The 26,182-nt window shown below is 64.7% G+C and carries 10 protein-coding genes; 7 read left to right on the top strand and 3 right to left on the bottom strand.

The window, feature by feature from the left end:
- The first annotated feature begins 161 nt into the window (after positions 1 to 161).
- From BLX41_RS32820 to BLX41_RS32795, 6 genes are all read left to right on the top strand, one after another.
- Complete coding sequence (locus tag BLX41_RS32820) at positions 162 to 2,297, top strand: type I secretion system permease/ATPase (RefSeq protein ID WP_185073909.1); 2,136 nt, start codon at positions 162 to 164, stop codon at positions 2,295 to 2,297.
- The gene (locus tag BLX41_RS32815; RefSeq protein WP_123728214.1) at positions 2,294 to 3,682 is read left to right on the top strand and encodes an HlyD family type I secretion periplasmic adaptor subunit; all 1,389 of its coding nucleotides are present in this window, start codon (positions 2,294 to 2,296) and stop codon (positions 3,680 to 3,682) included. The genes BLX41_RS32820 and BLX41_RS32815 overlap by 4 nt, the downstream gene beginning before the upstream one ends.
- Before the next feature lie 2 nt (positions 3,683 to 3,684).
- Complete coding sequence (locus tag BLX41_RS32810; RefSeq protein WP_123728213.1) at positions 3,685 to 5,832, top strand: type I secretion system permease/ATPase; 2,148 nt, start codon at positions 3,685 to 3,687, stop codon at positions 5,830 to 5,832.
- 115 nt (positions 5,833 to 5,947) lie between these two features.
- The gene (locus tag BLX41_RS32805; RefSeq protein ID WP_123728212.1) at positions 5,948 to 14,968 is read left to right on the top strand and encodes a TcdA/TcdB pore-forming domain-containing protein; all 9,021 of its coding nucleotides are present in this window, start codon (positions 5,948 to 5,950) and stop codon (positions 14,966 to 14,968) included.
- Between the two features lie 78 nt (positions 14,969 to 15,046).
- Positions 15,047 to 16,552, top strand: a complete 1,506-nt coding sequence (locus BLX41_RS32800; protein WP_123728211.1) for a TolC family outer membrane protein — start codon at positions 15,047 to 15,049, stop codon at positions 16,550 to 16,552.
- Positions 16,553 to 16,631: 79 nt separating this feature from the next.
- Complete coding sequence (locus BLX41_RS32795; protein ID WP_123728210.1) at positions 16,632 to 19,877, top strand: ATP-binding protein; 3,246 nt, start codon at positions 16,632 to 16,634, stop codon at positions 19,875 to 19,877.
- Here BLX41_RS32795 and BLX41_RS32790 read toward each other — a convergent pair.
- From BLX41_RS32790 to BLX41_RS34100, 3 genes are all read right to left on the bottom strand, one after another.
- The gene (locus BLX41_RS32790) at positions 19,874 to 20,791 is read right to left on the bottom strand and encodes a LysR family transcriptional regulator (protein ID WP_123728209.1); all 918 of its coding nucleotides are present in this window, start codon (positions 20,789 to 20,791) and stop codon (positions 19,874 to 19,876) included. The two genes, BLX41_RS32795 and BLX41_RS32790, sit on opposite strands and share 4 nt — an antisense overlap.
- Before the next feature lie 20 nt (positions 20,792 to 20,811).
- On the bottom strand, positions 20,812 to 21,792 hold the full coding sequence (locus tag BLX41_RS32785) for a response regulator (protein ID WP_123728208.1): 981 nt from the start codon (positions 21,790 to 21,792) through the stop codon (positions 20,812 to 20,814).
- A 123-nt stretch (positions 21,793 to 21,915) separates the two neighbouring features.
- Positions 21,916 to 22,401: a hypothetical protein gene (locus tag BLX41_RS34100; RefSeq protein ID WP_221179241.1), complete on the bottom strand. Its 486-nt coding sequence runs from the start codon at positions 22,399 to 22,401 to the stop codon at positions 21,916 to 21,918.
- A gap of 571 nt (positions 22,402 to 22,972) precedes the next feature.
- On the opposite strand from BLX41_RS34100, the gene BLX41_RS34095 reads away from it, so the two are divergent.
- Positions 22,973 to 26,182: amino acid adenylation domain-containing protein (locus BLX41_RS34095; protein WP_221179240.1), on the top strand; the 3,210-nt coding region annotated here is incomplete at its 3' end.

The following is a 26,182-nucleotide window of genomic DNA, read 5'->3' as shown; positions in this document are numbered from 1 at the left end:
GTCGAGGTCAAGGCCCGCCGCATGAAAATGCGGCGGGTTCCCGGGACAGCCTTAAGTTTTAGTTAAAACGCTTCAATCCAAACGCTGATTATCATTCGCAATGGCCTGACACAGACTTGCTTCGTGCCTCCACGCCCCCTGGAGCAAGAAACGAGCGGTCTATGTCAGTCAGTTCTACCAATCAGGTCACCTCACCCCCGGCCGACGCGGCCATTGAATCCGCCCTGGCCTGTTGCCACTTGCTGCTGCAGCTGACCCAGGACAGCGCGCCGCCGGCCGTGCACACACCCGCCCCGGGCGATCTGCGCCGGGCACTCAAGGACTATGCCCGGGCCGCTGCTGTCGAGCTGCGCCTTGAGCGCCTGACGATCACGCGCTTGAACCCGAAGATGCTGCCCCTGATCTGGCGCAGCCGCAGTGGCGATTTCATCCTTCTGGCCCGGCTCTCCGACGCCCAGGCGCTGGTACAACGACCGGCCGTCCCGGTGCCCGATGTGCTGCAACGCACGGAGCTGGCCGAGCAGTGGAGCGGGGAGGTGATCCGCCTGCGCCAGGGCGGCCTGCGCTTCGATTTGTCCTGGTTCATCCCCGAGCTGCTGCGCCACCGGCGGATATTGGGCGAGGTGCTGCTCTGCTCGTTGCTGTTGCAGGTGCTGGCCCTGGCGACCCCGCTGTTCTTCCAGGCCGTGATGGACAAGGTCATGGTGCACCGGGCGCTGTCGACCCTCGATGTGCTGGTGATGACCCTGGTGCTGGTGGGGCTGTTCGAGGTGCTGCTCAAGGGCCTGCGCGAATACCTCTCGGCGCACACCGCCAACCGCATCGACATCGGCCTGGGGGTCAAGCTGTTCCGCCATCTGCTGGGCCTGCCGTTGCTGTACTTCAAGCAGCGCCAGGTGGGGGCGATCATCACCCGGGTCCAGGAGCTGGACAGCATCCGCGAGTTCCTCACCGGTTCCCTGCTGACCCTGTGTGTGGACGTGGCCTTCACCCTGGTGTTTTTCGCGGTCATGGCGTGGATTTCCTGGCCGCTGACCCTGCTGGTGCTGCTGACCCTGCCGTTGTATGCGCTGCTGGCCTGGCTCAGCAGCGGACCGTTGGAAAAACGCATCGAGCGTCAGTTCTACAGCGCGGCGCGCAACACTGCCTTCCTCAATGAAACGGTCAGCAGCAGCGAAACCATCAAGAGCCTGGCGGTGGAGCCGCGTATGCAACGGCGCTGGGAATCGCAGACCGCGGAAATGGTCGAGGCCGGGTTCGCCAGCCAGACCCTGGGCAGCGCCATCAGCCAGGCGGTGACGCTGTTGCAGAAAGTCACCGCGGTGGCGGTGATCTGCTGGGGTGCAAGCCGTGTCATCGACCTGCAGATGACCATCGGCCAGTTGATCGCCTTCAACATGATGCTGTCCCACGTCAGCCAGCCCATCGCCAAACTGATCGACGTCTGGCAGCAGTTCGTCCGGGTGCGGGTGTCGGTGGACAAGCTGGGGGACATGCTCAACCTGCCGGTGGAGCAGGCCGAGGGCGACCGGCCCCCAGAGCAGCCACTGCGCGGCGAGGTGCGCATTGAACAGTTGACCTTCCGCTACCGTCCGGAACTGGCGCTGGTGCTGCGCGGCCTGGACCTGCATATCGCCGCCGGGCAGACCCTGGGCATCGTCGGGCCGTCCGGCTCGGGCAAGAGCACGCTGACCCGCCTGCTGCAGAAACTCTACACCCCCGATGCCGGGCACATCCTCATCGACGGCCAGCCCCTGGCCCAATTGCCACCGGCCTGGTTACGCAGCCAGATCGGCGTGGTGTTGCAGGAAAACTACCTGTTCAACCGCAGCGTGCGGCACAACATCGCCCTGCGCCATCCCACCGCTTCCCTGGAAAGCGTGATCGACGCGGCGCGCCTGGCCGGTGCCCATGATTTCATCCTGCGCCTGCCCCTGGGCTACGACACGGTGCTGGCCGAAGCCGGCAGCTCGCTGTCCGGTGGCCAGCGGCAACGCCTCGCCATTGCCCGGGCGCTGATGGGCGACCCGCGCATCCTGATCTTCGACGAAGCCACCAGCGCCCTGGACGACGAATCCCAGGCGCTGATCCAGGACAACATGGCGCGCATCGCCCAGGGCCGCACGGTGATCATCATTGCCCACCGCCTGTCGGCGGTACGGCATTGCCAAAGGATCATCGCCCTGGAGCAGGGGCGCATCAGCGAGTCGGGCAGCCATCAGCAACTGTTGGCCAACGGCGGTTGCTACTCGCGGCTGTGGGCCTTGCAACAGGCCCTGCGCAAGGAGGAGGCATGATCTTCGGCTCACTGCTGCGCACCTTGCGCCGTGCCCGTCAGCGTCTGGGCCAGGCCCCGGCGCTGCTCAAGCGCAACCGCGACGAATACGAATTCCAGCCCGGCTACCTGGAGATTGTCGAGCGTCCGCCGGCACCCTGGGCGCGGGCCACCGCGCTGCTGCTGATCTTCAGCATCCTCCTGGCCCTGGGCTGGGCGATCCTCGGCTTTCTCGACATTCATGCCAGTGCCGCCGGGCGCCTGATGGTCTCCAGCTACACCAAGGTGATCCAGGCGCACGAGGCGGGTGAAGTTCGGGCCATCCATGTACGTGACGGGCAGCGGGTCAAGGCCGGCGAGGTGCTGGTGGCGCTGAACCCGATCGGCATCGACGCCGAGTTGAGCGAACTGCAAACCCAACTGGACTTCAAGCGTCTGGAACTGGCCCGGGCCCGGGCACTGCTGACCCCGGACCCCTTGCACAGCTACCAGACGCCTGCTGGCCTGGATGCACAGCAGGCCGCGGCGGCCCGGGAGCAACTGCTGAGCACCTGGAAGGAAATCAGCGCCAACCTCGACAGCCTCAACGCCGAAATCGCCATCAACCAGGCCAATCAAAGGGCTCGGGGCAGCGATATCAGCGCCTTGGGCAAGCTGGCCAGCAATGTGCGCAAACGGCTCCATGCACGCCGGGCGATGGCCGCCGAACAGCTGATGCCCCTGGTGGAATTGCTTGAGCAGGAAAAGGAGCAACTGGACGTCGAGCGTTCGCTGGCCCAGCAGCAGGCCGAACTGCAGGTGCTCAAGGCCCAGGCGCAGAACCGTCGGGAGCAGCGCGACAGCTTCCTGGCCAGGACCCAGCGCGAACAGCATGAATTGCTCAACCGCAGCCAACAGGAGATCGCCGTGCTCGAGCAGCAACTGATCCGTGGCCGCGACCGGCAGCGCCTGCAAACCCTGCTGGCACCGGTGGACGGGGTGGTCCAGCAGTTGGCAGTGCATACCCTGGGCGGCGCCGTGCAAGCGGCGCAGCAGTTGCTGGTGATCGTGCCCGAGGGGGCCGAGCTGGATGCCGAAGTCATGGTGCTGAACAAGGACGTCGGTTTCGTCAGGGCCGGCCAGCCGGTGGAGATCAAGGTGGATGCGTTTCCCTATACCCGCTACGGCACCTTGCGCGGCACCGTGGCCCATGTCTCCGGTGACGCCATCAAGGACGAACAGCTGGGGCTGGTATTCCCCACGCGGATTCGCCTGGAGCGTGCGGCAATCGCCGCGGGGCAGGGCTGGATGCCCTTGCAGGCCGGGATGAGCGTGACCGGCGAGATCCGCACCGGTGAGCGGCGGGTGATCAATTACCTGCTGAGCCCGATTCGCGAGTATCAGTCCGAAGCGTTGCGGGAGCGTTGAGCATGACCACTGCCTGCAACCCTGGCGACGAACTCTCGCCGACGCTGCTCGATACCGGCCTGCACGCCCTGGCCTGGGCCGCCCGGCGCTTCGAGCTGAGCATCAGCGTGGCGCAACTGACTCACCGCCTGGGGCGGATTGAAGGTCCGGCCGACAGCCTTGACCTGCGGCGCTGCGCCGGCTGGATCGGCCTGCGGGCCCGGGCGGTGAACAGCCAGGTGCAGCGTCTGGACCACCTGCCGTTGCCGGCCCTGCTGGAAACCACCAACGGCTGGGCGGTGCTGGACGCGGTAGAGGGCGATCAGTTGCGCGTCTACTGGCCGCTGCAGGGGCAATGCCAGACCCTGTCCCGGGCGCAGCTGGCCCAGCTGTGGCCGCCCCAGGGCCAGGTGCTGTTGCTGGCCGAGCAGCATGTACAGGCCAAGGCCCGGGGGTTCGGGGTGTCCTGGTTCCTGCCGTCGATCCTCAAGCACGGGCGCCAGTTTCGCAGCGTGCTGCTGGTGTCGCTGATGCTGCAAGGGGTGGCGCTGGTGACCCCGTTGCTGTTCGAGAACATCATTGACCGGGTCCTGGTCAGTCGCGGCCTGTCGAGCCTGCAGGTGCTGGGCATCGCCATGCTCGCCCTGGCGCTGTTCGAGCCCTTGTTCGGCCTGGTGCGTTCCTGGCTGTTCAGCAACGTGGCGAGCAAGATCAACGCCGAGTTGTCGGCGCGTCTGTACCAGCACCTGATCCAGCTGCCGCTGGGGTATTTCCAGGGGCGCCAGAGCGGCGAAATCATTGCCCGGGTCGGTGAGATGCAACAGATCCGCCAGTTTCTTACCGGCTCGGCCTTGACCCTGGTGCTGGACCTGGCGTTCTGCGGCTTGTTCATCGCCGTGATGTACAGCTACGCACCGTTGCTGACCTGGGTGGTGGTGGGGTCCCTGGCCCTGTATTTCCTGTTCTGGCTGTGCGTGGGGCCCTTGCTGCGCAGTCGCGCCCTGCGCGAGTACGAGTTGAATGCGGCCAACACCGCCTTCCTCACCGAGGCCGTGACCGGCATTGAAACCATCAAGACCGGAGCCATCGAAAGCGCCTTCCAGCAGCAGTGGCAGCGCCAGCTGGCGGCCTATGTGCGGGCGGCGTTCCACACCCGCATCGTCGGCATCTGGGCCGGGCAGGGCATCGGCCTGATCCAGAAACTCACCGCGGCGCTGTTGCTGTGGTGGGGCGTGATGCTGGTGCTGGACGGCCAGTTGAGTCCGGGCCAGTTGGTGGCCTTCAACATGCTGGCCGGGCATGTGGTGGAGCCGATCCTGCGCCTGGCCCAGGTCTGGCAGGACTTCCAGCACACCCTGATCTCCCTGCGCCGGTTGGGCGACATTCTCGACACCGAGTGCGAAAGCGGCAGCGGTGGCCTGGCCTCGGTGCCGGCGCTGCAGGGCGGGGTGAGTTTTCAGGGGGTGCGCTTTCGTTACCAGGAAGAAGGCCAGGAAGTGCTGCGCCAGCTCGACCTGGAGATCCGGCCGGGGGAGTTCGTCGGTATTACCGGGCCTTCCGGTTCCGGAAAATCGACCCTGACCCGCCTGCTGCAGCGCCTGTATGTGCCGCAGCACGGGCGAGTGATGGTGGACGGCATCGACCTGGCCATCGCCGACCCGGTGGCCCTGCGTCGCAACATGAGCGTGGTGCTCCAGGAAAGCCTGCTGTTCGCCGGCAGCATTGCCGAGAACATCCGCCTGTGCCGGCCCCAGGCCAGTGATGCCGAAGTGCAGCACGCCGCCCGCCTGGCGGGGGCGGCGGCGTTTATCGAGGCCCTGGACCAGGGCTACGAGACCCAGGTCGGCGAGCGCGGCGGCCAGCTTTCCGGCGGGCAGCGCCAGCGCATTGCCCTGGCTCGGGCCCTGCTGACCGACCCCGGCATTCTGTTGCTCGATGAAGCCACCAGCGCCCTGGACTACGAGTCGGAAGCGGCGGTGATGGCCAACCTGCAGGACATCGCCCGCGGCCGCACGGTGATCAGCGTTGCCCATCGCCTCAACACCCTGCGCCACGCCGACCGGATTCTGGTCATCGATCAGGGCCGGGTGCTCGAACAAGGCACACACCAACAGCTGCTCGACCTGGACGGGCTGTACGCCCGGCAGTGGGCCCTGCAGATGAAGGATTGACCCCACCGACGGCAGGAGGATTCACCCACCAGTCATGTCTCCCCACCCCGCATTTCCCTAGGCAGCCTTTCGCAACGCGAATGGCTTTGCGCAAAACAGACAAAGGATCATTGCAATGGCTTTTATGTCCAAGGACTTCACGCGCCTGCTCAATACCCTGATCGACCAACAGATCAAGACGCCAGGGCGGCAAACCGAATGGTTCAACATGAGCGCCGACGAGCGTGCCGCGTACATCGGCCAGGTCGGCGAGCGCCTGCTGGAAATGCAGCAGAGCACCCTGAGCGTGCTGGCCGCCCAGCACTACCAGATGCAGGACAACCCGGTCTCGGTCGGTGACCAGTTGCAGGTGCTGCAACAACGCCGCAACGAAATGAACGCCATCGCCGACACCCCGGCCACCCGTGCCTACAAGCAGCAACTGGACCGCGACATTGTGCTGTACAGCCGGCAGGACGCGGCCGTCAGCCGCTATGACAAGACCTGGACCAAGGCCCTGGGCGTGCTCGGCTCCGTTGGCGGGAAAAAGCTCGACCTGAAGGGCCTGACTACCGATGCGCCGGCCAAGCAGGGCAAGCTCGCCAAGCGGATCAAGGGCCTGGAGCAGCAGCTCGAGGTGCAGGCGGCCGACACCACCTTCAGCCAGACCTACGTGACCCTGTTCTCCGAGTTGCAGGCCTACAAGGAAGTCAGTGCCCGCTACGACGCTTTGCTCAAGGCCGCGTCCGGGCAGCAGGCCGCGAGCCTGGCAGCGCTGGCCAAGCCGCCCCGGGCTTCCGACGAGCTGCCGGTGAACCTTTCACTGCTGATGATGGAGGAGCGCCCGGGCTACATCCGCATGAACGTGGCGCTGGTCAATGCCAGCACCGACGGGCGCTTCAAGGACTTCTACCTGGACGGCGGGCGGCTGGTGGTGCCCACCGACGGCGTGCTGAATTTTTCCTTTGGCACCGCGGCCCGCTCCCTGGCCTGGCAGCAACAGTACCGGCTCAAGAGCGAACCGCCGTCCATGCGTTCGCCGACCTATGCACCGATTCGCTCGGTGCTGGTCAAGACCGGGTTCGTCGAGCAGTACTTCGCCCACCACCTGGTATCGGAAAGCTCCCTGCGCGAAGGCTTCAAGGCCCAGGTGCTGAGCAACGGCCGCAAGCTGCTGTTGACCAACGTCGATCGCAAGGTGCCCAACCAGGTCGGCATCCAGGTCTCGGGCCAGTCGCCCGGCACCAGCGTGCCCCGCGAAGTGCCCTTGGCCGCTGCCTTGAGCGAACTGATCAACCAGAACGCGGACATCACCAGCTTCCAGACCCTGGGCGTCGAAGACTATCGGCAGAACAGCTACCACCCGGACCGCGACGGCCTGTTCGTCAATATTCATGAGCTGGAGCGCTCGGTCGGCTTTGCCGAGCACCAGTACCTGCTGGAAATGCCCCAGGGCGACGCTTTCCGTTCGGCGACGCCGTTCGCCCTGATGACCGTCGAGGGCGACAAGGTCAGCAGCAGCCACCTGAGCAAGGCCCAGACCGAGGCTTTGTACCAATACAACGCGGCGTTTTTCGAGCGCCTGGAACAACTGCGCGGTGAGGGCTTCAAGGCCAGCCGGCTGTTTGAAGGCAGCAGCGAGCGCGCCACCTTCGTGCAACAGCTGACGCGCCTGCTCGAACGCAACCACATCACCCCGGCCGGGGTGCTGCTGACGCAACACAGTCGACCGAGCCTGCGGGATATCAAGGGCAACAACCTGAACAAGGTGCTGTGGGAACAGGCCTTCGCCGCGTCGGTCTGGCAAAGCCACGACAACGATGGGCTGCTGTTCGGCCTGGGGCAGAACCTGGTGAAGAACCAGGCACTGAGCAAGGTCCTGCAAGGCGGTTATCTGCAGAGCGACATTGCCCAGGCCAAATTGCTGCTGGCACCGCTGTATGAACAGTGGCGTGCTCAAGCGATCGAGACGGAAACACAGCGAGTGGCCAGCGCCAACGCCGGGCTGCATCCAGGCAACCCGAAGGTGCATGTCTTTGATCAGGTGGCGGTGGAGCGCGGCCTGGACAGCAAACTGCTGAACCTGTTGTTGAGCGGCCCCCAGGGCCTGGCGCCGGCCGATGTCGCGTTGCGGCCAACGGTCGAGGCGCTGTTGTCCGGCGACCAGGGCCGCAGCCTGCGCAAACAGGTGTTGTTCCATGCCCTGCGCCCCGTGGCCGACAGTTTTTCCAAGGCCGCGGTGCCGGTCAATGCCCATGCCGCGCTGACGCCAAAAACCGGCGCCGACAAGGTCATGATCAACAACCGGCTGAATCAGCCCGACCCCTACCTGATCCTCAATACCCACCCGGAGCAGGCACAGACCGATGCCGCGCTGCTGATCCAGGACGACAAGTACCGCAGCTACAGCCAGTTCCGTCCCGATCCGAACAATGAAGCCACACGCTACATGAACGACCTGGACACCCCGTTCGTGGGGGGCATTTCCGGGACCACCCAGACCGTCAGCAATGCCTTGCCGGAACTGTTCGGTAGCGCGCCGAGCGTCAAGCAGTACTGGCAGTTCCAGATGGCCAACGCGGCCTTCATGATCCGCAACGGCTATCACTCGTTCTTCGAAACCCTGTATGTCGCTGCCCGTTATGAACCCCAGGGGCCGGACAGCATCGGCCAGGACCTGCTGCAGACCTTCGACCGCTACCGTGCCGAAGGGCGCCGGGAGGCTTTGCATGGGGAGCTGTACGACGCGGTGATGGCCCGGGTCCTGCCCATCGTCAATCAAGGCCTGGCGCCGAGCGAGGAGTTCCATCCACCGCGCTTCACCGACCTGGGGCCGCTGCCCGCGCTGTTGGGGCAGGCCGCCAAGGACCTGCAACTCAAGACCGGGCTGGCATCGCTCGGAGCCGGCTTCGAACCGCGCCAGGGCAGCGCCGACATTCACCAGTTTGCCGCCGACCCGGTGCAGTTCGCCCAGACCCACACCCTCAGTGCCGAGGCCCTGGTCAAGGCGGGGCGCTTGCCGGCCCAGGGCAACGTGCAGTTGGTGGAAGTCGCGCCCAAGCTGTATGAGCTCGAATACACCGAGCACAGCGCCAACTCCGTGAGCGGGAGCCCGGACAGCGTGCCGGCGTATTTCCTCGGCTACAACGGGCCGAACCAGGCCAACGCCGCGCCGGCTTATGTGGACATTCCCAAGCAGGCGCGCGCGGGCAGCTTCCTCTTTACCGGCACCTTGTCGGGCTGCTCGCTGGTGGTGACCAGCCTGGACGCCAATACCTATCGGGTCTATCACGACGGTCGGGTCAACAGTTCGCTGCTGTACGACAACGTGGTGATGGCGGTCGACTACAAGGACTACCAAGTGGCCGGCACCGCCGAGGGCCTGGCTGCGGCGTACATGCAGGTCGTCGACGGCCAGTGGCAGTTGGTGTTCCAGCGCCAGGAGTACCAGCGCGAAGGGCAGATGGTCTGGCCGAAGTTGCGCGAGGGTGCAGAGCCTCTTGCCATCCAGACCGCCGACAGCCGGGTGCAGGAACGCAACCGGACCCAGTTCGCCGAATACCGCGAACAGGTGCACCAGAACCTGAAGAAGGTGGCGACCCAGTTCGGCGTGTCCACTGAAGGGGTGGCCGATGGCGTCTACAGCGGCGGCGACTTTTCTCCCGAGCATTCGGCCATTGCCGCTTGGAACCGGCTGCGCGACGCGGTCCAGGCCAAGGTCAGCGCCGACATCGAGCAGCTCGGCAACCAGCGTTATCAACTCCAGGAGCAGCGGCGCGGGGCCAGCGACAAGAGCCTGATCGACCAGCAGATCAAGCAGCTCAACCTCACCCAGGATTTCTACCGGGCGCAGTACGAGCCAGTATTGCGTGAGGCCGCTTCGGTGGAAAAGACCTGGCTCTGGCAGCAGATCCAGGCCAAGCAGGGCAGCGCTGCGGTGGTGCGCACCGACGACACGGCGATCCAGGGCGGGGGCGATGAGCGCAGCACCAGCGTGGGCGAGCGCTACGCCATTGCCGAGGCCTATCAGCGCGGGGCCCGGGGCACGGCATTCAGTGACGGCGTGCGGGATTTCCGCGAGATCAAGATCCCCGGGCTGGACGACAAGAAGTCGGCCCTGGAGATGAAGCGACTGTTTCTCGACGGCCAGCTCACGCCTGGTCAGCGTGGCGCCCTGAGTGCCCGCATCAGTGAAACCAGCCAGGCCGAATACATCGACAAAGTGCTGCGCCAGACCGCGACCTTCAGTGAAGACTTCCGGGGCGCCGGCAGTGTCTTCGGCCAGTTGGCGCCCCAGGATTTCTACCTGTCGCTGGTGGGTGACCGCTCCGGAGGCCGCTGCTACCCGCTGGTCAGGGCCATGGCTGTTGCCCTGGCCAGGGGCGGCGAGGCGGGGGTCAACAGCCTGGTGCAGAAGCTGTTCCTGGCCTCGGCCGATCCCCAGGCGGGCAGCTCGACCTTGCTCAAGAACAGCCTGATCCGGCTGCATTCCAATGTCGACGCGGTCCAGGCCTCCAAGGGGCTTGGGCAGTTCCGGTTGACCGACGTGGTGGCACGGCTGGCCAACAGCAGCAGCGACTCGATGTTTGCCCTCAACACCCAGAACCACTCGATGATGGTAGGCAGTACCCAGGGCCCCGAAGGCCGTCGCTACTACTTCTATGACCCGAACGTGGGGATCTTCGCTTTCGACTCCAGCAAGGGCTTGGCCAAGGCCATGGAGCAGCACCTGGTGCGCCGAAAACTGGCGGCGCACTACGGCTCGTTCGGCAGCCAGTCGCAGCCGGCCTTCAACCTGATCGAGATCGACACCCACAAGATGGCCGAGGTGCCGGTGGGCAGCGGGCTGAACGTTGCCGATCTGTCCCGTCCCGAGGAGTTGGCCGGCGTCATCGGCCAACGCCGCCAGGTGGAGCAGGCGGTGAGTGCCCAGCAGCGCGTCAGCCAGGACCTGCGCCTGGGCGCGGCGCTGACCACGTTCGACGCCGAGCAATGGGGGGCGCGCTTCGACGCCGCCAGCACCCGCCTGGCCCGAGAGCACCAACTGAGCAGCCAGTGGATACCGATCATCGCCAACACCGAGCCACAGCCGGAGGGCGGCTATCGGGTGCAGTTCATCAACCGTGACCAGCCCGATCAGACCCGCTGGCTGAGCACCGACGATGGCACCTTTGTCGAATTCCGTCGTTTCGTCGATGAGCACATGAGCGTGCTCAACGAGCACTTCACCCTGGAGCATGGGCAGATCCGGCCCCGCGGCGGTGTCGGCGAAGTGGCGCATGTGGACGGCCTGAACGCCGGCTTTGCGGTCCAGACGCTGATCCAGTGGTTTGCCGACAAGAACCGCAAGGATGCGGCCCAAGGCGTGGTTTCACCGGACCTGGCCACCGCCCTGAAGATCCATAGCTACCTGGGCCTGGCGCAGATCGGCCATGGCACGGTGCAAGATGTGGCCAACATCACCAAGCTGGTGCAAACCGCGTTGCGCGGCGAAGCCCTGGCCGCCGAGTCCTCGCTCAAGGACTTTGCCTCGACCCTGGGGCACACGGTCAACGAGGGCGCAGGCGTGCTGTTTGGCGGGGCCATGGTCGGCCTGGATGCCTATGAGCTGGCCCATGCCGAGAACGATGTGCAGAAAGCCGTATTCGGCACCCAGCTGGCGTTCGATTCGGCGAGTTTTGTCAGTGGCGCGGCGGGTATCGGTGCCGGGCTGATCGGCGCCTCGACAACGGCGGCGGTGCTGGGCGGCGCGGGGGTGATCCTCGGTGGCCTGGCGGTAGGCTTCACGGCACTGGCCCAGGCCTTTGGCGCGGTGGCCGAAGACGCCAAGGCGGTGGGACGTTACTTCGACACCCTGGACAAGGCCTACCAAGGCAACGGCTACCGTTATGACGAGAAACAGCAGGTGCTGGTGCCGCTGGCCGGGGCGGTGGTCAAGCGCCTCGACCTGCGCTCAAACGAGGTAGGGTTCGACAGCCAGTACATTTACCGCACTCACCACGGCTCCACCGGTTCCGGGGCGATCAACTACTTCTTCTGGGTCGGGGACTTTCCGCGGATGATCCACGACCGTGCCCAGGCGATCGAGGTGCGCAGCGGCATTGGCCACGGCGCCAAGCCGCCCAAACTCGAACACGGCGCCAGCAGGACGGTGATCCTGCCGGGCACGCCCAAGTCCTACATCAGCTACGAGTACATGATCCTGCCGGGGGCCACCACCCGGCATGACACGGGTTTCGATGTGATTCGCAAGCTCGAGCAGGATCGGCGCTTCGACTACGACTTCTACATCTTCCCGAGCGAGGAGACGATCCGGCGGATTCACCAGGAGTACGTCGAGACGCCGGTAGAAGTGCTGCTCGATGGGCACAACCGGCAATTGGTGGTGCCGCAACTGCCCAAGGAGCTGTACGGCTACCTGCGCTACGACATCCAGGGCGCAGGCGGCGAATACCTGATCGGCCTCAACGAAGGCACCGAGGTCAGGCTCAGCAACGAGGCCGGCCGTCAGCCGTCACGCTGGATCATCGACAGCAGCCAGCTGGAGAGCGACAGCATCAGCGTGGCGAAGGACCACTTGCTGGTGGGTGGGGTCAAGGTCAAGCTCGATCCGGCCCAAAGCGGCCAGGTGCTGCTGGTCAACGCCAAGGGCGAAGTGCGGGCGGCCGATTTTGCCGGCCAGACCACCTACGTGGTGAAGGAAGACGCCAGCCAATGGCAAGTGCCCGGACAGCGCATCGAACAGCACCTCAAGGAGCTGGCCCAGGCCCATCAGTTACACGGCCAATACGTGCTGGTGGAGAACTACAAGCACGGTGAGCGCAATGTCGGTCGGGCGTACTACGAGGTTGCCAAGGATCGCATGCTGTTCACCGACACCGATGTGCAACAGGCGCGCAACGCTCAGTTGGGGGCGGTCATCGGCGAGCATGCCTACTTCGTCGATGCCGAGAACGCCGCCGCGTGGCGGGTCGATATTGCCAGCGGCAAGGTCGATGCGCAGTTCGCCCCATCGTTCAACCAGAGCGCCGGCCAGATCAGCCGGTTCTGGCAAGAGGGCGATGCGCTGTATCTGGCCCGTCGTTATCAGCTCAAGGAGCGGGAAGCCGAACTGAGCTTCCGTATCCTCGGTGACCGCATGGAGCTGGTGGGGGTGGTCGGCGATGAGTCGTTGCTGCAACTGTCGGCAAGCAACAGCCAGCATGGCAAGGACGCCAAGACCCTGCTCAATACCCTGCTCAAGGGCTACGAGACTCAGGCGACCCAGCGCGACACCCCGGTGTACAGCCTGGGCGCGCCCCTGCTGGAACCAACCGCGGCAGAGCTGATCACGGTATTTGGTCTGGACAACGCCAAAGTTGCGCACCGCTACTGGGTGCGCAGCCGCGACGGCATCGTGATCAAGCCGAACCTGGCACCACCGGCCGAACAGGCGCCGCGTGCCGATGCCCCGGGGCAGACGCAAAGCGCCTGGCAGATTCCGGCGGACCTGGTGTTGGCGGGCAGCCTGGCGCAGCCCGATGGCCAGGAAGTGTTTTATTTCTACAGCAAGGCGCAGCAGGTGCTGTTCCGCCAGGAAGGGCCGGGGCAGAAGGTACTTGATGCCAACCAGCCAAGCGCCTTGCGCCTGACCACGCCGCCTCTGGCCAATGTGCTCAATCTCAATGGCCATCTGCTGGCCGTGACCAACGACGGGCGCATGGCCCGGATCGAGGCGACGGGACGGCTGAGCTATGAGGCGGTCAACGAGCATTGGCTCAAGGCCCACAGTAACTGGTGGAAAAACCTCGCCGAGGTCGCCGGCAGCAATGCCACCCTGGCGGTATTCGGGGTCAAGGCCGCCGATGGCAAGAGTGCGCTGCCGGTGTGGTACCACAACGGTCAGGTGGTGGTGGCGTCGTCCGCGCTGCAAGGCAAGCCGCTGCAGTTTCTCGGCTTCGACAGTGCCAGCGCCAGTGCCCGGCTGTTCGAGCCCGAGAGCGGCAAGCTCTATCTGCAGCCGCCGCTGACAGCGCAAGCACTGGCCACCGCGTTTGGTAACGACGAGGTGCTCGAGGCCTCGGCGCAATTGCCGGCCGCCATTGACTGGATGCCCAAGTTGCAGTTGCGCTCGGCAGTCCAGGTCGATGCCGGGTTGCGTCTGACCACCGTGCAAGGCGAAGTGCTGCTGCGCAGCAACAACGGCGATGTGCAACTGGTGGCCGTGGACAAGGGGTGGCAACAGGCGCGGCTGGGCAATCTGCCCCAGGCCCTGGCAACGGTGGCTGGCCAGTGGGGCGCCAAAGGCGTTTTGACCTTGCCGGACGGCGACACCCGCGGCTGGTTCGATATCGCCAGTGGGCAGATGTTCGCCAGCAACGGCATCCCGGGTGGCAGCGACCTGCGCTTTATCGGCGTCGCTGCCGGGACGCCGAACTCGGCCTATGTCTATAGCCCGACGGCGCAGGCGCTGTATCAGGTCAAGGACGGCAAGGCGCTGCAGCTGGGCCATTACGCAAATGTCGAGCGCATCGGCTCCTCGCTGCTGCTTCAGGGAGCCAGCGGCAATGCTCGTCAGGATGACCTGTCGCCGCCGTTGATTGCCGGGGTCGACAGCGTGGTGCTGCACGGCGGCGCCGGGGATGACACCTATCGTTTCAGTCCGGCGATGTGGGCGCATTACCGCTCGGTGGTCATCGACAACGATGATCCGGGCCTGGCCCTGGATCGGGTGATCCTGCCAGTGGCCGATGGCAAGAACATCCTCGTCAGCCGTCGGGGCGAGGATGTGCAACTGACCGACACGGGCAATGGCACCGCCCTGGTGCTGCGCCAGGTGCTGGGCAGCCAGGCGGCCGCCCATGGGCATTTGCTGATCGAGCTCAAAGGCGACTCGTCGATGCTCAGCGTCGAGCAACTGCTCAAGGGCTTTGGCCCGAGCGGATCGGCCGGGGGCAGCGTGTTCGAACTGGCCTGGAGCCAGCGCGAGACGCTGCCGGCGGCGAACGCTCTGAGCTCGGCGGCGAATGAGCTGGACTCGGCTCCGGATGGCCGGGGCCCCAGCCTGGCAAAACTCAGCGGGGCCATGGCGGCCTTCGCTGACACCGGCGGTGCTCGCGAACAGCTGCCGAAAAACCATCAGGCCGCGCAGGCGGTGCTGGTGCCTTCACTGACCTGACCTCGCAGGAGAAACACAGGAGGGGCGCAAAGCCTCTCCTGTCTGCGGCGCCCTCTTTTCCCGGTGTTAGATCCAACCATGAGCAAACCCATGATTTCGCGGCAGCGAGCCCTTGCCGGCTGGCTGCTTGTCGTCCCACTGCTGGTGGCGCCTCTGGCGCAGGCGGCCCCATTGCATCGGCAAGACCTGCCACAAGACTCGGCACAGCATCCGCCACCCCATGTGCCAAAACAGCGGCCCCAGGCACTGCCCAGCGACCTGTGGCGGGTGTACCTGGATGCCCGTGAGCACAACAGCGAGCTGGCGGCGGCCCAGGCCGATCAGGCAGCTCGTGCCGAGGCAGTGCCCCAGGCCCGGGCCGGCCTGTTGCCCACGCTGTCCGCCAGTGCCGATCTCAATGCCACCAGCACCTCCCTGCAGCAGCCGCGGCAGGACACCCGGCGCAGTGGCACCAGTTATCAGGCGGTGCTGAACCAGCCGATATTCCGCGCCGATCGCTGGTTCACCCTCAAGGCCGCGCAAGCTGAAGACCAGCAGGCCCAGCTGGAGCTGGCCGCCGCCGAGCAGAAACTCATGTTCGACAGCGCCCAGGCCTACTTCGGCCTGCTCAAGGCCCAGGACGCCCTGGCGGCGGCCAAGGCCGAAGAAGCGGCGCTCAAGCGCCAGCAGCAACTGGCCGAGCGCGGCTTGCAGCTGGGCCTGTCGGACCGCACCGATGTGCTGCAGGCCCAGGCCGGGCATGACACGGCGCGGGCCAACCGCATCGTGGCGCAGAAGCAGACCGACGATGCCTTCGAAGCCCTGGACACCCTGACGCATCAGCAGTACCAGGCGATCCAGGGGCTGCGCCACGACATGCCGGTGCGGTTGCCCGAACCCAACGACGCCCGGCGCTGGGTGGACACGGCGGTGCGCCAGAACCTGACCCTGCAGGCCAGCCAGTTCGCCCTGGAGGCGACGCAGCAGACCCTGAGCGCGCGCAAGGCCGGGCACGCGCCGACCCTGGACGCGGTGCTGCGCTACCAGACCGGTGACAACGACGCCCTGGGTTACGGCAACAGCGATATCCGAGGCAATGGCTACGCTGGCAATGTCGAGCAGCGCACGGTCGGGCTGCAGTTGAACATTCCGCTGTTCAGTGGCGGCCAGACCCGCTCCCAGGTGCGCGAAGCCCACCAGCGGATGAACCAGCGCGAGTACCTCAACGACGGCTTGCGGCGTCAAGTCGTGGAGCAGACCCGCAACCTGCATCGTGGCCTCAACAGCGGTGTCGATCAGGTGCAGGCGCGGCGCCAGTCGATCATTTCCAACCAGGGCGCTGTGCTGGCCTCGCAGATGGGCTTTCAGGTCGGAACCCGCAATATCGTCGATGTGCTGGAGGCGCAGCGTCAGCTCTATAACGCCGTGCGCCAGTACAACAACAGCCGCTATGACTACATTCTCGATACCCTGCGGCTCAAGCAGGCGGTGGGAACATTGTCACCCCAGGACCTCAAGGCGCTTTGTGATTACCTCAAGGCGGACTACGATCCGGACCTCGATTTTCTGCCGCCGGAGTTTCCACGCCGGCTGGCAAAACGCTGACAGGGCCTGGCAATACACCGGGCCAGGGTTGGCGGGACGGTTTTTTTCAAGGTAAAGGGGCAAGCGGTTGTACGGGTTATTGGACTTCTTCGACAGTCACAAACGCTGCTGTTATGCCTTGGGTGTGGTGATCGCGGTCGGCGCCGCAGTGGCGTTGGGCAACTACTACCGGGTGCAGGTCGAAGACGTCTACCGGGCCAGCGTCCAGATGCAGACCCAGGAGCAGGCCCAGGACCTGGAGCAATGGAAATCCAACGGTTTTGCCATTGGCGCACTGTCGATCCTCGGGCGCCACAACCCCTGGCTCAAGCGCATCGTCCTGGAGCCCGAGCCCTCTGCGGAGCTGATGGAACGGGCCACCATGCCCCTCAAGACCCTGTCCCTGGTGGTGGATGCCAACCATGCGTTTGTCCTCAACCGGGACGGGGTGGTGGTGGCCGCCTACGACCAGCAGGGACAGACGCCCCTGGGGCTGAATGTGGCCTTCCGTCCCTACTTCAAAGTGGCCCTCAATGGCGGCAGCAGTGTCTACGGCGCCATCAGTGCCACCACCGGCACGCGCATGTTCTACATGGCGGTGCCGATCTTCGAGTCGCGTACGCGCCAGGACCAGGTGATCGGGGTGCTGGTGGCGCGTTTTGACGCCGATCGGCTCGATGCCAGCCTGAGCAAGCCGTACAGCGACGATCTGCAGATGATCCTGTCCCCCAGCGGCGTGGTGCTGGCCGCCAGTTCCCCGGACTTGGTCCTCAAGTCCGACCGCGCCTGGCCCTGGAACCGCTTCACCGGGGAGATCCGCCGCCAGTTCAGCGACTATCGGTTTGCCAACGGGGTGCCCGAGCGCTTGCCCTTCGATGCCCATCAGTCGGTGATCCAACTGGACGGCCGGCGCTATAGCCTGTCCCGGGTGGATTTCGACTGGAATGACCCGAGCGGTCCCTGGACCCTGATCACCCTGGGCGACCTGGATACGCTGTTGCCGGGGGAACAGGTGCTGCTGATCGAGGGGCTGAGTGCCCTGGTGTTCTTGCTGTTGCTGTGGGGCGGCCTGCGGCGTCTGGCCGATGCCCGGCGGCACAAGCGCGACGTGGCGCAGATCGAACAGAGCGAACAGCGCCTGGACATGGCCCTGCAAAGCGGGGCCCTGGGGTTGTGGGACTGGAACCTCAGCCTGGGGACGGTCATCAACAACGATGTCTGGCTGCAGATTCTTGGCTACAGCAAACAGCAGATGGAACAGGCCTTCGGCCATGGCCTGGAGCGCTGGACCGCTCTGGTGCATCCGGACGACTACGAGCCGGTCATGGCCCGGCTCAAGGCGCACCTGAACGATGAAGTCGGCGAATACCGCGCCGAATACCGCATGCGCAACAAAGAGGGGCAATGGCTGTGGGTGCTGGACATCGGCAAGATCATGCAGCGCGACGCCAATGGAGCACCGACGCGGGTCACCGGAGTGCTGCAGGACATCAGCGAGCGCAAGGCGGTGGAGGCGCAAATCCAGCAATCACGGCGCGATGCCGAGCGGGCGACCCAGGCCAAGTCGGAGTTTCTCGACTGCATGTCCCATGAAATCCGCACACCGCTGAACGCAATCATCGGCATGGCCCATCTGGCACTGGACTTGCCGCTGGAGCCGGTACAGCGCGACTACATCGAAAAGATCGACCGTGCGGCCAAACACCTGGTGGGCACCATCAACGGCGTGCTTGATCTGTCGAAGATCGAAGCCGGCAAGCTGAGCATGGAACAAGTGGGCTTCGATCTGCGGGAGTTGGTGGACGATGTGTTGCTGCTGGTCCGCCAGCGCGCGGAAGAAAAGGCGCTGCGGCTGCAACTGGATATTCCCGCTTCACTGCCGCGCCGTTATGTCGGTGATCCACTGCGCCTGGCCCAGGTGCTGACCAATCTGGTGGACAACTCGATCAAGTTCACCGAGGCCGGCCATGTCTGTATCGGGGTGTGCCTGGTGCGGCAGTGGGATCATCAGGTCCTGCTGTGCTTCAGCGTCACCGACACCGGGGTGGGCATCAGCGACGAGCAGCAGGCCCGCTTGTTCAATGCCTTTGTCCAGGCCGACCGGTCCATCAGTCGGCGTTATGGCGGCAGCGGCCTGGGGCTGACCATCTCGAAGAAAATCGTGCAACTGATGCAGGGCGATATCTGGGTGAAAAGCCGGCCGGGGCAGGGCGCAACATTCAAGTTCAGCGTGCAGTTGAGCCTGTCGCCGTTACCGCTTGAGGAAAACTGCGCCGCGCCCGCCGCAAGCTGCATCGCGCCTGCCGGGCCATCGACTGGCGCCGCAGCGGGGCAGGGCGCGATCAATGACCCGGTACGCTGGCTGGCGGGGACGCGGGTGCTGGTGGTCGAGGACAACCGGCTCAACCAGGAAGTGTTGCAGGGCCTGCTGCAGCGCGTCGGGGTCCAGGTGGTGCTGGCGGCGAACGGCGCCGAGGCCCTGCATCTGTTGCTTGAGGAGGGGCGCTTTGACGCTGTGCTGATGGATTGTCAGATGCCGGTCATGGACGGCTTCGCCACGACCCGCAAGATTCGCGGGTATCGGCACCTGCAGTCGCTGCCGATCATTGCCGTAACCGCCAGTAGCCAGCCCGATGTGCAGGGCAGGGCGCTGGCGGCCGGCATGAGCGATCTGTTGAGCAAGCCCTTGGAGGTCGCGGCGTTCTATCGGGCCCTGGTGCGCTGGATCAAAGCGACGGACATGCCGGTAGCGCAAGCTCCGGCGCCTCCGGGTACAAGCGTCTTGACCTCGACTTGTGAAGGCATCGACACCGCGCAGGGGCTGGCGGTGGTGAACCAGGACCTGGCCCTGCACCGCAAACTCCTGGCCGACTTTCGTGACAGCCAGCAGCAGGTCATCGAGCGCTTGTGGCAAGCCCATGCGGCAGGGAACTTGGCCGCCATCGGCTTTCTGGCCCACAGCCTGCGGGGGAATGCCGGGAGCATCGGTGCCACGGCGGTCAAAGAGGCTGCCGGACAACTGGAGGAACAGGCGGGCGGGCCGGCGGAGCTGGAGCCGCTGATCGAGCAACTGGCGCGGTGCCTGGAACCGGTGCTGGCCGGCCTGGCGTCCCTGCCGGCGGCGGACGGGGATCAGGCACCGCAGCCCCGGGAACTGGACGCTGAACAAGTGTTGGCGCTGGAGCGTCTGGCCAAGCTGCTGCGCAGCCATAATGCCCAGGCCCTGGCGCTGATCGATGAATTGTACGAGCAATATCCGTGTGGTCCTCTGCGGGCCATTCAAGAGCGGATCTATCGGTTGGAGTTCCAGCAGGCCCTTGACCTGCTTGTCGACTTCCGGGACTAGCGGTTGTTCTGGGTCAGGGCCTGATAGCGGGCCATGCGGTCGCTGCAGTGCTCGACCAGGCATTGATGCAGGGCGCGCAACGACGAAGTGATCTGCGAGCGGTGCGAGACCACCAGATTCAGCGGTGCCGCGTCGGACTGCCAGCCGGGCAGCAGCGCCAGCAGGCGACCGGCGAGCAGGTCCTCCACGACATTGAGCAGCGGCAGGTTGACCACGCCGTGGCCGGCCACGGCCCAGCGCCGCGCCGCATCGCCATCATCGCAGCAAAAATGCCCTTGCACCGGCACGTCCTCGACCTTGCCGGCCCCATGGAAGCGCCAGCGGCTCTCCGGGCGACCAATGCTGTGGCAGATGATGCATTCGTGCTCGCTCAGCTGTTCCGGCGACTCGGGCCGGCCATGCTCAGCCAGGTATTCGGGCGCGGCGCAGGCGATGAAGTAATGCTGCTTGAGCACCGGTAGCTCGACCAGATCCAGGGCCTGGTTCTTGCCGTAGCGCAACGCCGCATCGAAGCGGCCCTTGAGCAGGTCCTCTTCCTTGTCGCTCAGCGCCAGCTTGATGTACATGCGCGGCCGCTCCTGCTTGAGCCGGGCGAGCATGTCCAGCAACAGGTTGCGGCCCAGGTCGGAAGACACCGTGAGTTCCAGCATGCCGTCATCGTGGCGCAACGAGCGCTTGCCGTTGGCCAGGATCTTCAAGGCGTGCTGGGCACTTTCCAGGTAGCGTGCGCCTTCGGGGGTGAGCTTCATGGTGCGGGTGGAGCGGGTGAACAGTCGCACGCCGAGGCGGTTTTCCAGGCGCTTGAGCCCCAGGCTGGCGGCAGCCGGGGTGATCGACATGATGCGAGCGGCGGGGGACAGGCCCTGCAGCTCGGCGATCAGAATGAACAGCTCCAGATCTGCGAAGTTAGGCATTGGCCAGGCTCACCATCCGTTCACTGGCCGAGAAAGCTCTGTGACGAACTCAGCAAGGCCGCCGACAGTAGCTCCGGGTCGCCGGCGATGCACTGCTCGAACCCGGGCTGGCGGTACATCTGGCCCATGGCTTGCGCATGCCGACTGTGGAGGTCCTCGGTACTGGCCTGGAGCAGGCTCAGGTGGTAGTTCAGCGCCAGGGCGAACAGACGGGCCGACAGGGACAACCGCTCGCAGGTGTCCAGCTCGCCAGGGCCCTTGAGCAAGGCATCGGCGTGAGTGATTTTCCAGGCGAGGTTGAGGATCGGATCTTCCGGCTCGGCGTGGGCGAGAATCTCTTCAATCAGCAGCCTGCTCTGCCCCAGGGCCTGATCGATACGGCTGCCCGGCTGATTGAGGCCCATCAGCGCCAGGCAGGCGGCGCTGCGCAACGCCGCGGGGTCGCGCCGGCTCGGGCTGCTGCGCAGCAGAATCGACAGGGTATCGAGCAGGGCTTCGAGGCGGATCTGCGGATTGCCGGCCAGTTGCAGGGTCAATGCACTGACAAAACCGTCGCGCATGTCGCTGCCGGCGCAAGGTCCGGCAACCGCTTGCAGGCCATGCAGGGGTTTGTTGCGGTAGCCCAGTTGCGTTGCCACGCGGGCCAGTACCACAGGGGGCGAAATCGGCTTGGCGATGTAATCGGCGGCGCCCAGCAGCAACCCCAGGCGTTCGTCTTCGACGCTGCTGCGCGAGGTCAGGAAAATCACCGGAATGGCCGCAGTCGCGGGATGGCTCTTGAGCTCGCTGAGCACCTGGAAGCCATCCATCTCCGGCATCAGGATGTCGAGAATGATCAGATCGGGGCTGGCACTGCGAGCCAGGGCCAGACCACGCTCGCTGTTCTTCGCCAGCAGCACTTCGTATTCGGTGGTCAGGGTTTTCGACAGCACGATCAACGACTGCGGATCGTCGTCGATCGCCAGGAGGGTATAGGGCTTGGAAGCATGCTCTGCGGGCATGACGAGGGGCCTGAACAAAATAGGCCGGCAGTCTAACTTATTTGCGTTATGGGCTCCCAGCGTCCAGCTGCCGCAGTCAGCGCACCGATGGTTTGACGGCCGTGCCCGGTGCTGGGGCCGGCTTCACTCCAACCTGTCACACAGGTGCTCCGCCTTGATGATGGTTTCGCCCAGGGAACGAAAATAGGCGCGCCAGAATTCCACGGCTTCCTGTGCGGTTTCCCGGTCATTCACGCATTCAATCTCGAAGATGTCCGTGCCTTGCAGCGCCGTGCCCTCGCGCCAGACCCGCAATGCCGGATCGGGCGTTTGCTGGATGCGCTGCAGCAAGCTGTTTTCGTGATCCTTGATGTCGTCCAGGACATAGTCGACGAACAGGCAGTAATCAGTGGGGGGGCAAACACCAAAGACATGGAAACGATCCGTGTTGGGAGTACTCATGAAGGTCATCCTTTTCATGATGGCATTGTGCCGAAAGCCGATAGGCACGTAGATCGTCAGCCTAATACCGATCTGGAAAATTGCCATTGGCAATTTTTCTGCCTGCCACAAACAGTCCCTTTCGATCCGCTGAAACCGCTGGAGCAGAGCCGCGCCAGGGGCTTGCATGACGCTGGTCGGGTGTCACCCGACTGGCCATCCGTCCATCCTGTGTAAAGTCTGGGTCTGTGAATTTGACAGCTCATTTTTGCCTACTACGCTCGTACCGTTGTCTTGCAGCAAGCGACACCAAGCGGCAGGCGCCAGCGAGAAAATACGACCCAAGTAGTGTGAGTAAACAACGAAGCAAGGCATGCACCGTTGTCTCTGGCAATCTTCAGGCACTCACTGGTAAAGGGAATTACTGTGTTCAGGAACACGGATGTGTTGGTCTTGCTCCTCATCGAATCCACGTTGAACAGCCCCAATCCTTGCCGCTGTGGCGAGGCTGTGGGCGGCTTTGCGCATTTCCTCTCCCGGGCAGGTGCCTGTGAGCGGGACGCCCCGGTCCCTTCAAGGACGGTCGGCTTGCGCGTCTACGCGCCATTGAATCCTTAAGCGGCACCGCCAATCCGAACACTCCTGGGTATCGATCTAACGTCGCCTGGCAAAGCGCCTACTCAAGCGTGCCGCGCTGACGCAATGACACGGATGAACAGTCGCCGATGATCTCGGCCCAACCTGACAGGGAAGTCGCGCAGTGTCAGACAACAACGCCACCAATGACGGTCCACAGAGCACTCCGCGCGCAGCGCAACCCGCTGATCGGGCTGCCGAAGCCGCGCTCATTGCCGGCTGGAACCAGACCCACTACGAGTATCCGCTGGACCAGTGCCTGCAGCAGTTGATTGAGCAACAGGTGCAGCGCAGTCCCGATGCCGTGGCGGTGTGTTTCGACGATCAGACCTTGAGTTTCTGCCAGTTGAATCGCCGGGCCAATCGTCTGGCCCACTACCTGCGCGAGCTCGGTATCGGCCCCGACAGTCTGGTCGGGGTGCAGATGGAGCGCTCGCTGGAACTGATGGTCGCGCTGCTGGCCATCCTCAAGGCCGGTGGCGCCTACCTGCCGCTGGACCCGGGTTATCCCGAAGAACGATTGGCCCTGATCATTGACGATGCCGCAGTCAGCGTGGTGCTGACGCAGCAACGCTTTGAACATCGGCTCAAGGCCCAGGCCGTTGAAGTGATCTGCCTGGACGATCCGGCAAGCGAAGAGCTGCACCCAAGCGAGGACAATCCTGCCTCGATCAACAGCCCCGGCGATCTGGCCTATGTGATCTACACCTCCGGTTCCACCGGGCGTCCCAAAGGCTGCATGTTGCCGCACAAGGCCATCTGCAACCGGCTGCTGTGGATGCAGCGCCATTATCAGGTCGGGCCGGCCGAGCGGATCTTGCAGAAGACGCCCTTTACCTTCGATGTCTCGGTCTGGGAGCTGTTTCTGCCGTTGCTCAGCGGTGCCTGCCTGGTCATGGCCAAGCCGCAAGGGCACAAGGATGCCCATTATCTGGTGCAGATCATCCAGGCACAGCAGATCACCATCTGCCATTTCGTGCCGTCCATGCTGCGCTTCTTTCTCAAGCACCCGGCGGTCGCCGAGTGCCGCTCCTTGAGCCAGGTATTCGTCAGCGGCGAGGCCCTGACCCACGATCTGCTGCTGCAATTCTGTTCGCGACTGGATGCCCGGTTACACAACCTGTATGGCCCGACCGAGGCTGCGGTGGACGTCACTTGGTGGCCCGCCGAACCAAGGCCCGACCAGCGGGTGCCCATCGGCCGGCCCATCGACAATATTCAGATTCATATCCTTGATGCCGAGTCCCATCCCGTGCCGATTGGCCAGACCGGCGAGCTGTGCATTGGCGGTGTCGGCCTGGCCCGGGGGTATCTCAATCGCCCCGAGCTGACGGCGGAAAAGTTCATCCGCGACCCGTTCTGCGCGCAGCCCGATGCGCGGCTGTACCGCACCGGCGATGAGGCGCGCTTTCTCGACGATGGCCAGATCGAAGTGCTGGGGCGTTTCGACTCCCAGGTCAAGCTGCGGGGATTTCGCATCGAATTGGGCGAGATCGAGAACACCCTCAAAAGCCATCCAGGGATCAGTGATGCCGTGGTGCTGGTCCAGGACCCCGGCAGCGAAGACCCCAAACTGGTGGCCTATGTCGTGGCCCAGGGGCTGGACAAAAAGACGCTCCGCGACTTTGTAAAGGCCCGCCTGCCGGAGTACATGACACCCAATCGGGTGCAGTTCGTCGAGCAGATCCCGGTCACGGCCCACGGCAAGACCGACCGCCAGGCGTTGCTCGCCGCTGATGGCATCGCACCCGCCGGCGTCCGTGCACCGGCGCTGGAGCCCCAGGCACTCAGCGGCTGGTTGCAGCAGTATTTCATCGAGGCGCTGGGGATCGAGGCGCTGGGGCTCGACGATGATCTTTTTGATCAGGGCGCAACCTCTTTCACCCTGGTCCAGGCCGTCCACAGCATTCACCAGCAGTATCAGGTCACGCTGCCGGTGGAAGTGTTTCTTCAGCAGCCGACCCTCGCCGCCGTCATCGCTTGCATCCTCGATCAAAAAACGGTCACCGCCGACCAGAACTGCGTGGCGCAGGCCTTGCCGGCGCCGCGAGCAAGCATCCAGGAGTCAATCTGCCTGCAAGCCGTGCACTTTGATCCAGGCGCCTATCGGCGAACCACCGACGTGGCAGCCCCCAGCCTTCAACGGCTGGGGGGGCTGCTGTCGTTGCTGCGTGAAGTGACCCTGGAGGGCAAGGGCAAGTACCTTTATTCATCGGCCGGGGGCCTCAACGCCATCCAGTGCTATCTGTATGTGGCCCAGGGGCAGGTCGAGGGCTTGCCGGCGGGCGCCTGGTACTACCAGCCACGGCTCAACCGCCTGTTGCCCGTCAGTATGCCGGCCGAACTCGATGCGCACGCCTTGGCTGCGTCGCCGCTGGCGGCAGCCGGTCTGGCACTGTTTCTGGTGGCGGAAATGGCCGCCATCGAGCCCATCTACAACCACGCCGCCCCGGCGCTGCTGGTACTCGAAGCGGGCTATATCGAGCAACTGTTGCTGTCGCGCCAGGCCGACTTCGGCATCGCGCTGGCCCCGGCCTATGGGGTGGACGTGGCGACGCTTGGGCCACTGTTGCAACTGCAGCCCAGCCACCGTGTGCTGCATTGCCTGATGCCGGCCCACGCCTCTGTGCTGAGCAGCGGGCAGCCCGGCGCCTTGTTCGCCGACTTTCTGGCCGGTAACAACAACGGTTTCGACTTGCCGGGCAAGGACGCGCTGGAGCAGCTGCACCGCCAACAACGGCAGATTCGCCGCGACCTGGCGGAGCAGGGGGATGGGGTCATCGAACTGCCTGCGGCGCCGATCAGCGTCGATGCGCTGCAACTGCGGGCCGCCAAGCGTCAGTACGGCGGCGAAGCACTGAGCGTGGCGCAATTGAGCCGGCTGCTGAGCCTGTTGCGGGCCGAGCCGGACAGCGGCTGCCTGTATCACGCCGAGCCCGCCCTGCCACTGAAGATCTACCTGCATCTGGCCGGCCCGACGGATCAATCCCCGGGCCAGGCGCAATGTCCGCCCCCGGGCATCTACCGCTACCACAGTGACCGTCATTGCCTGAGCCGCATCGGCGAGGCTGAGCCGCAGGCGTTCAACGGCAGCTACACCCCGTTCAATCGCAAACATGCACAACAGGCCCGCTTGCGGATATTCATCATTGGCGCTCGCTCTGCGACCTACGGCGCTGACAGCCGCTATTTCAACCTGCTCCAGGCAGGAAGAATCGGCCAGTTGCTGTTGGACCATCAGACGGAGTTCGGCATCGGGCTGTGCCCCATCGGCTCGATGTACTTCGACAAGGTTCGCGGCGCCTTCGACCTGGAGGAGGGCGATGAGCTGTTG

The sequence above is a fragment of the Pseudomonas protegens genome (assembly GCF_003732485.1).
Classification (GTDB): domain Bacteria; phylum Pseudomonadota; class Gammaproteobacteria; order Pseudomonadales; family Pseudomonadaceae; genus Aquipseudomonas; species Aquipseudomonas protegens_B.
The sequence above is the reverse complement of the archived record's forward strand: the minus strand, read 5'-3'. Positions and strand labels throughout refer to the sequence as shown.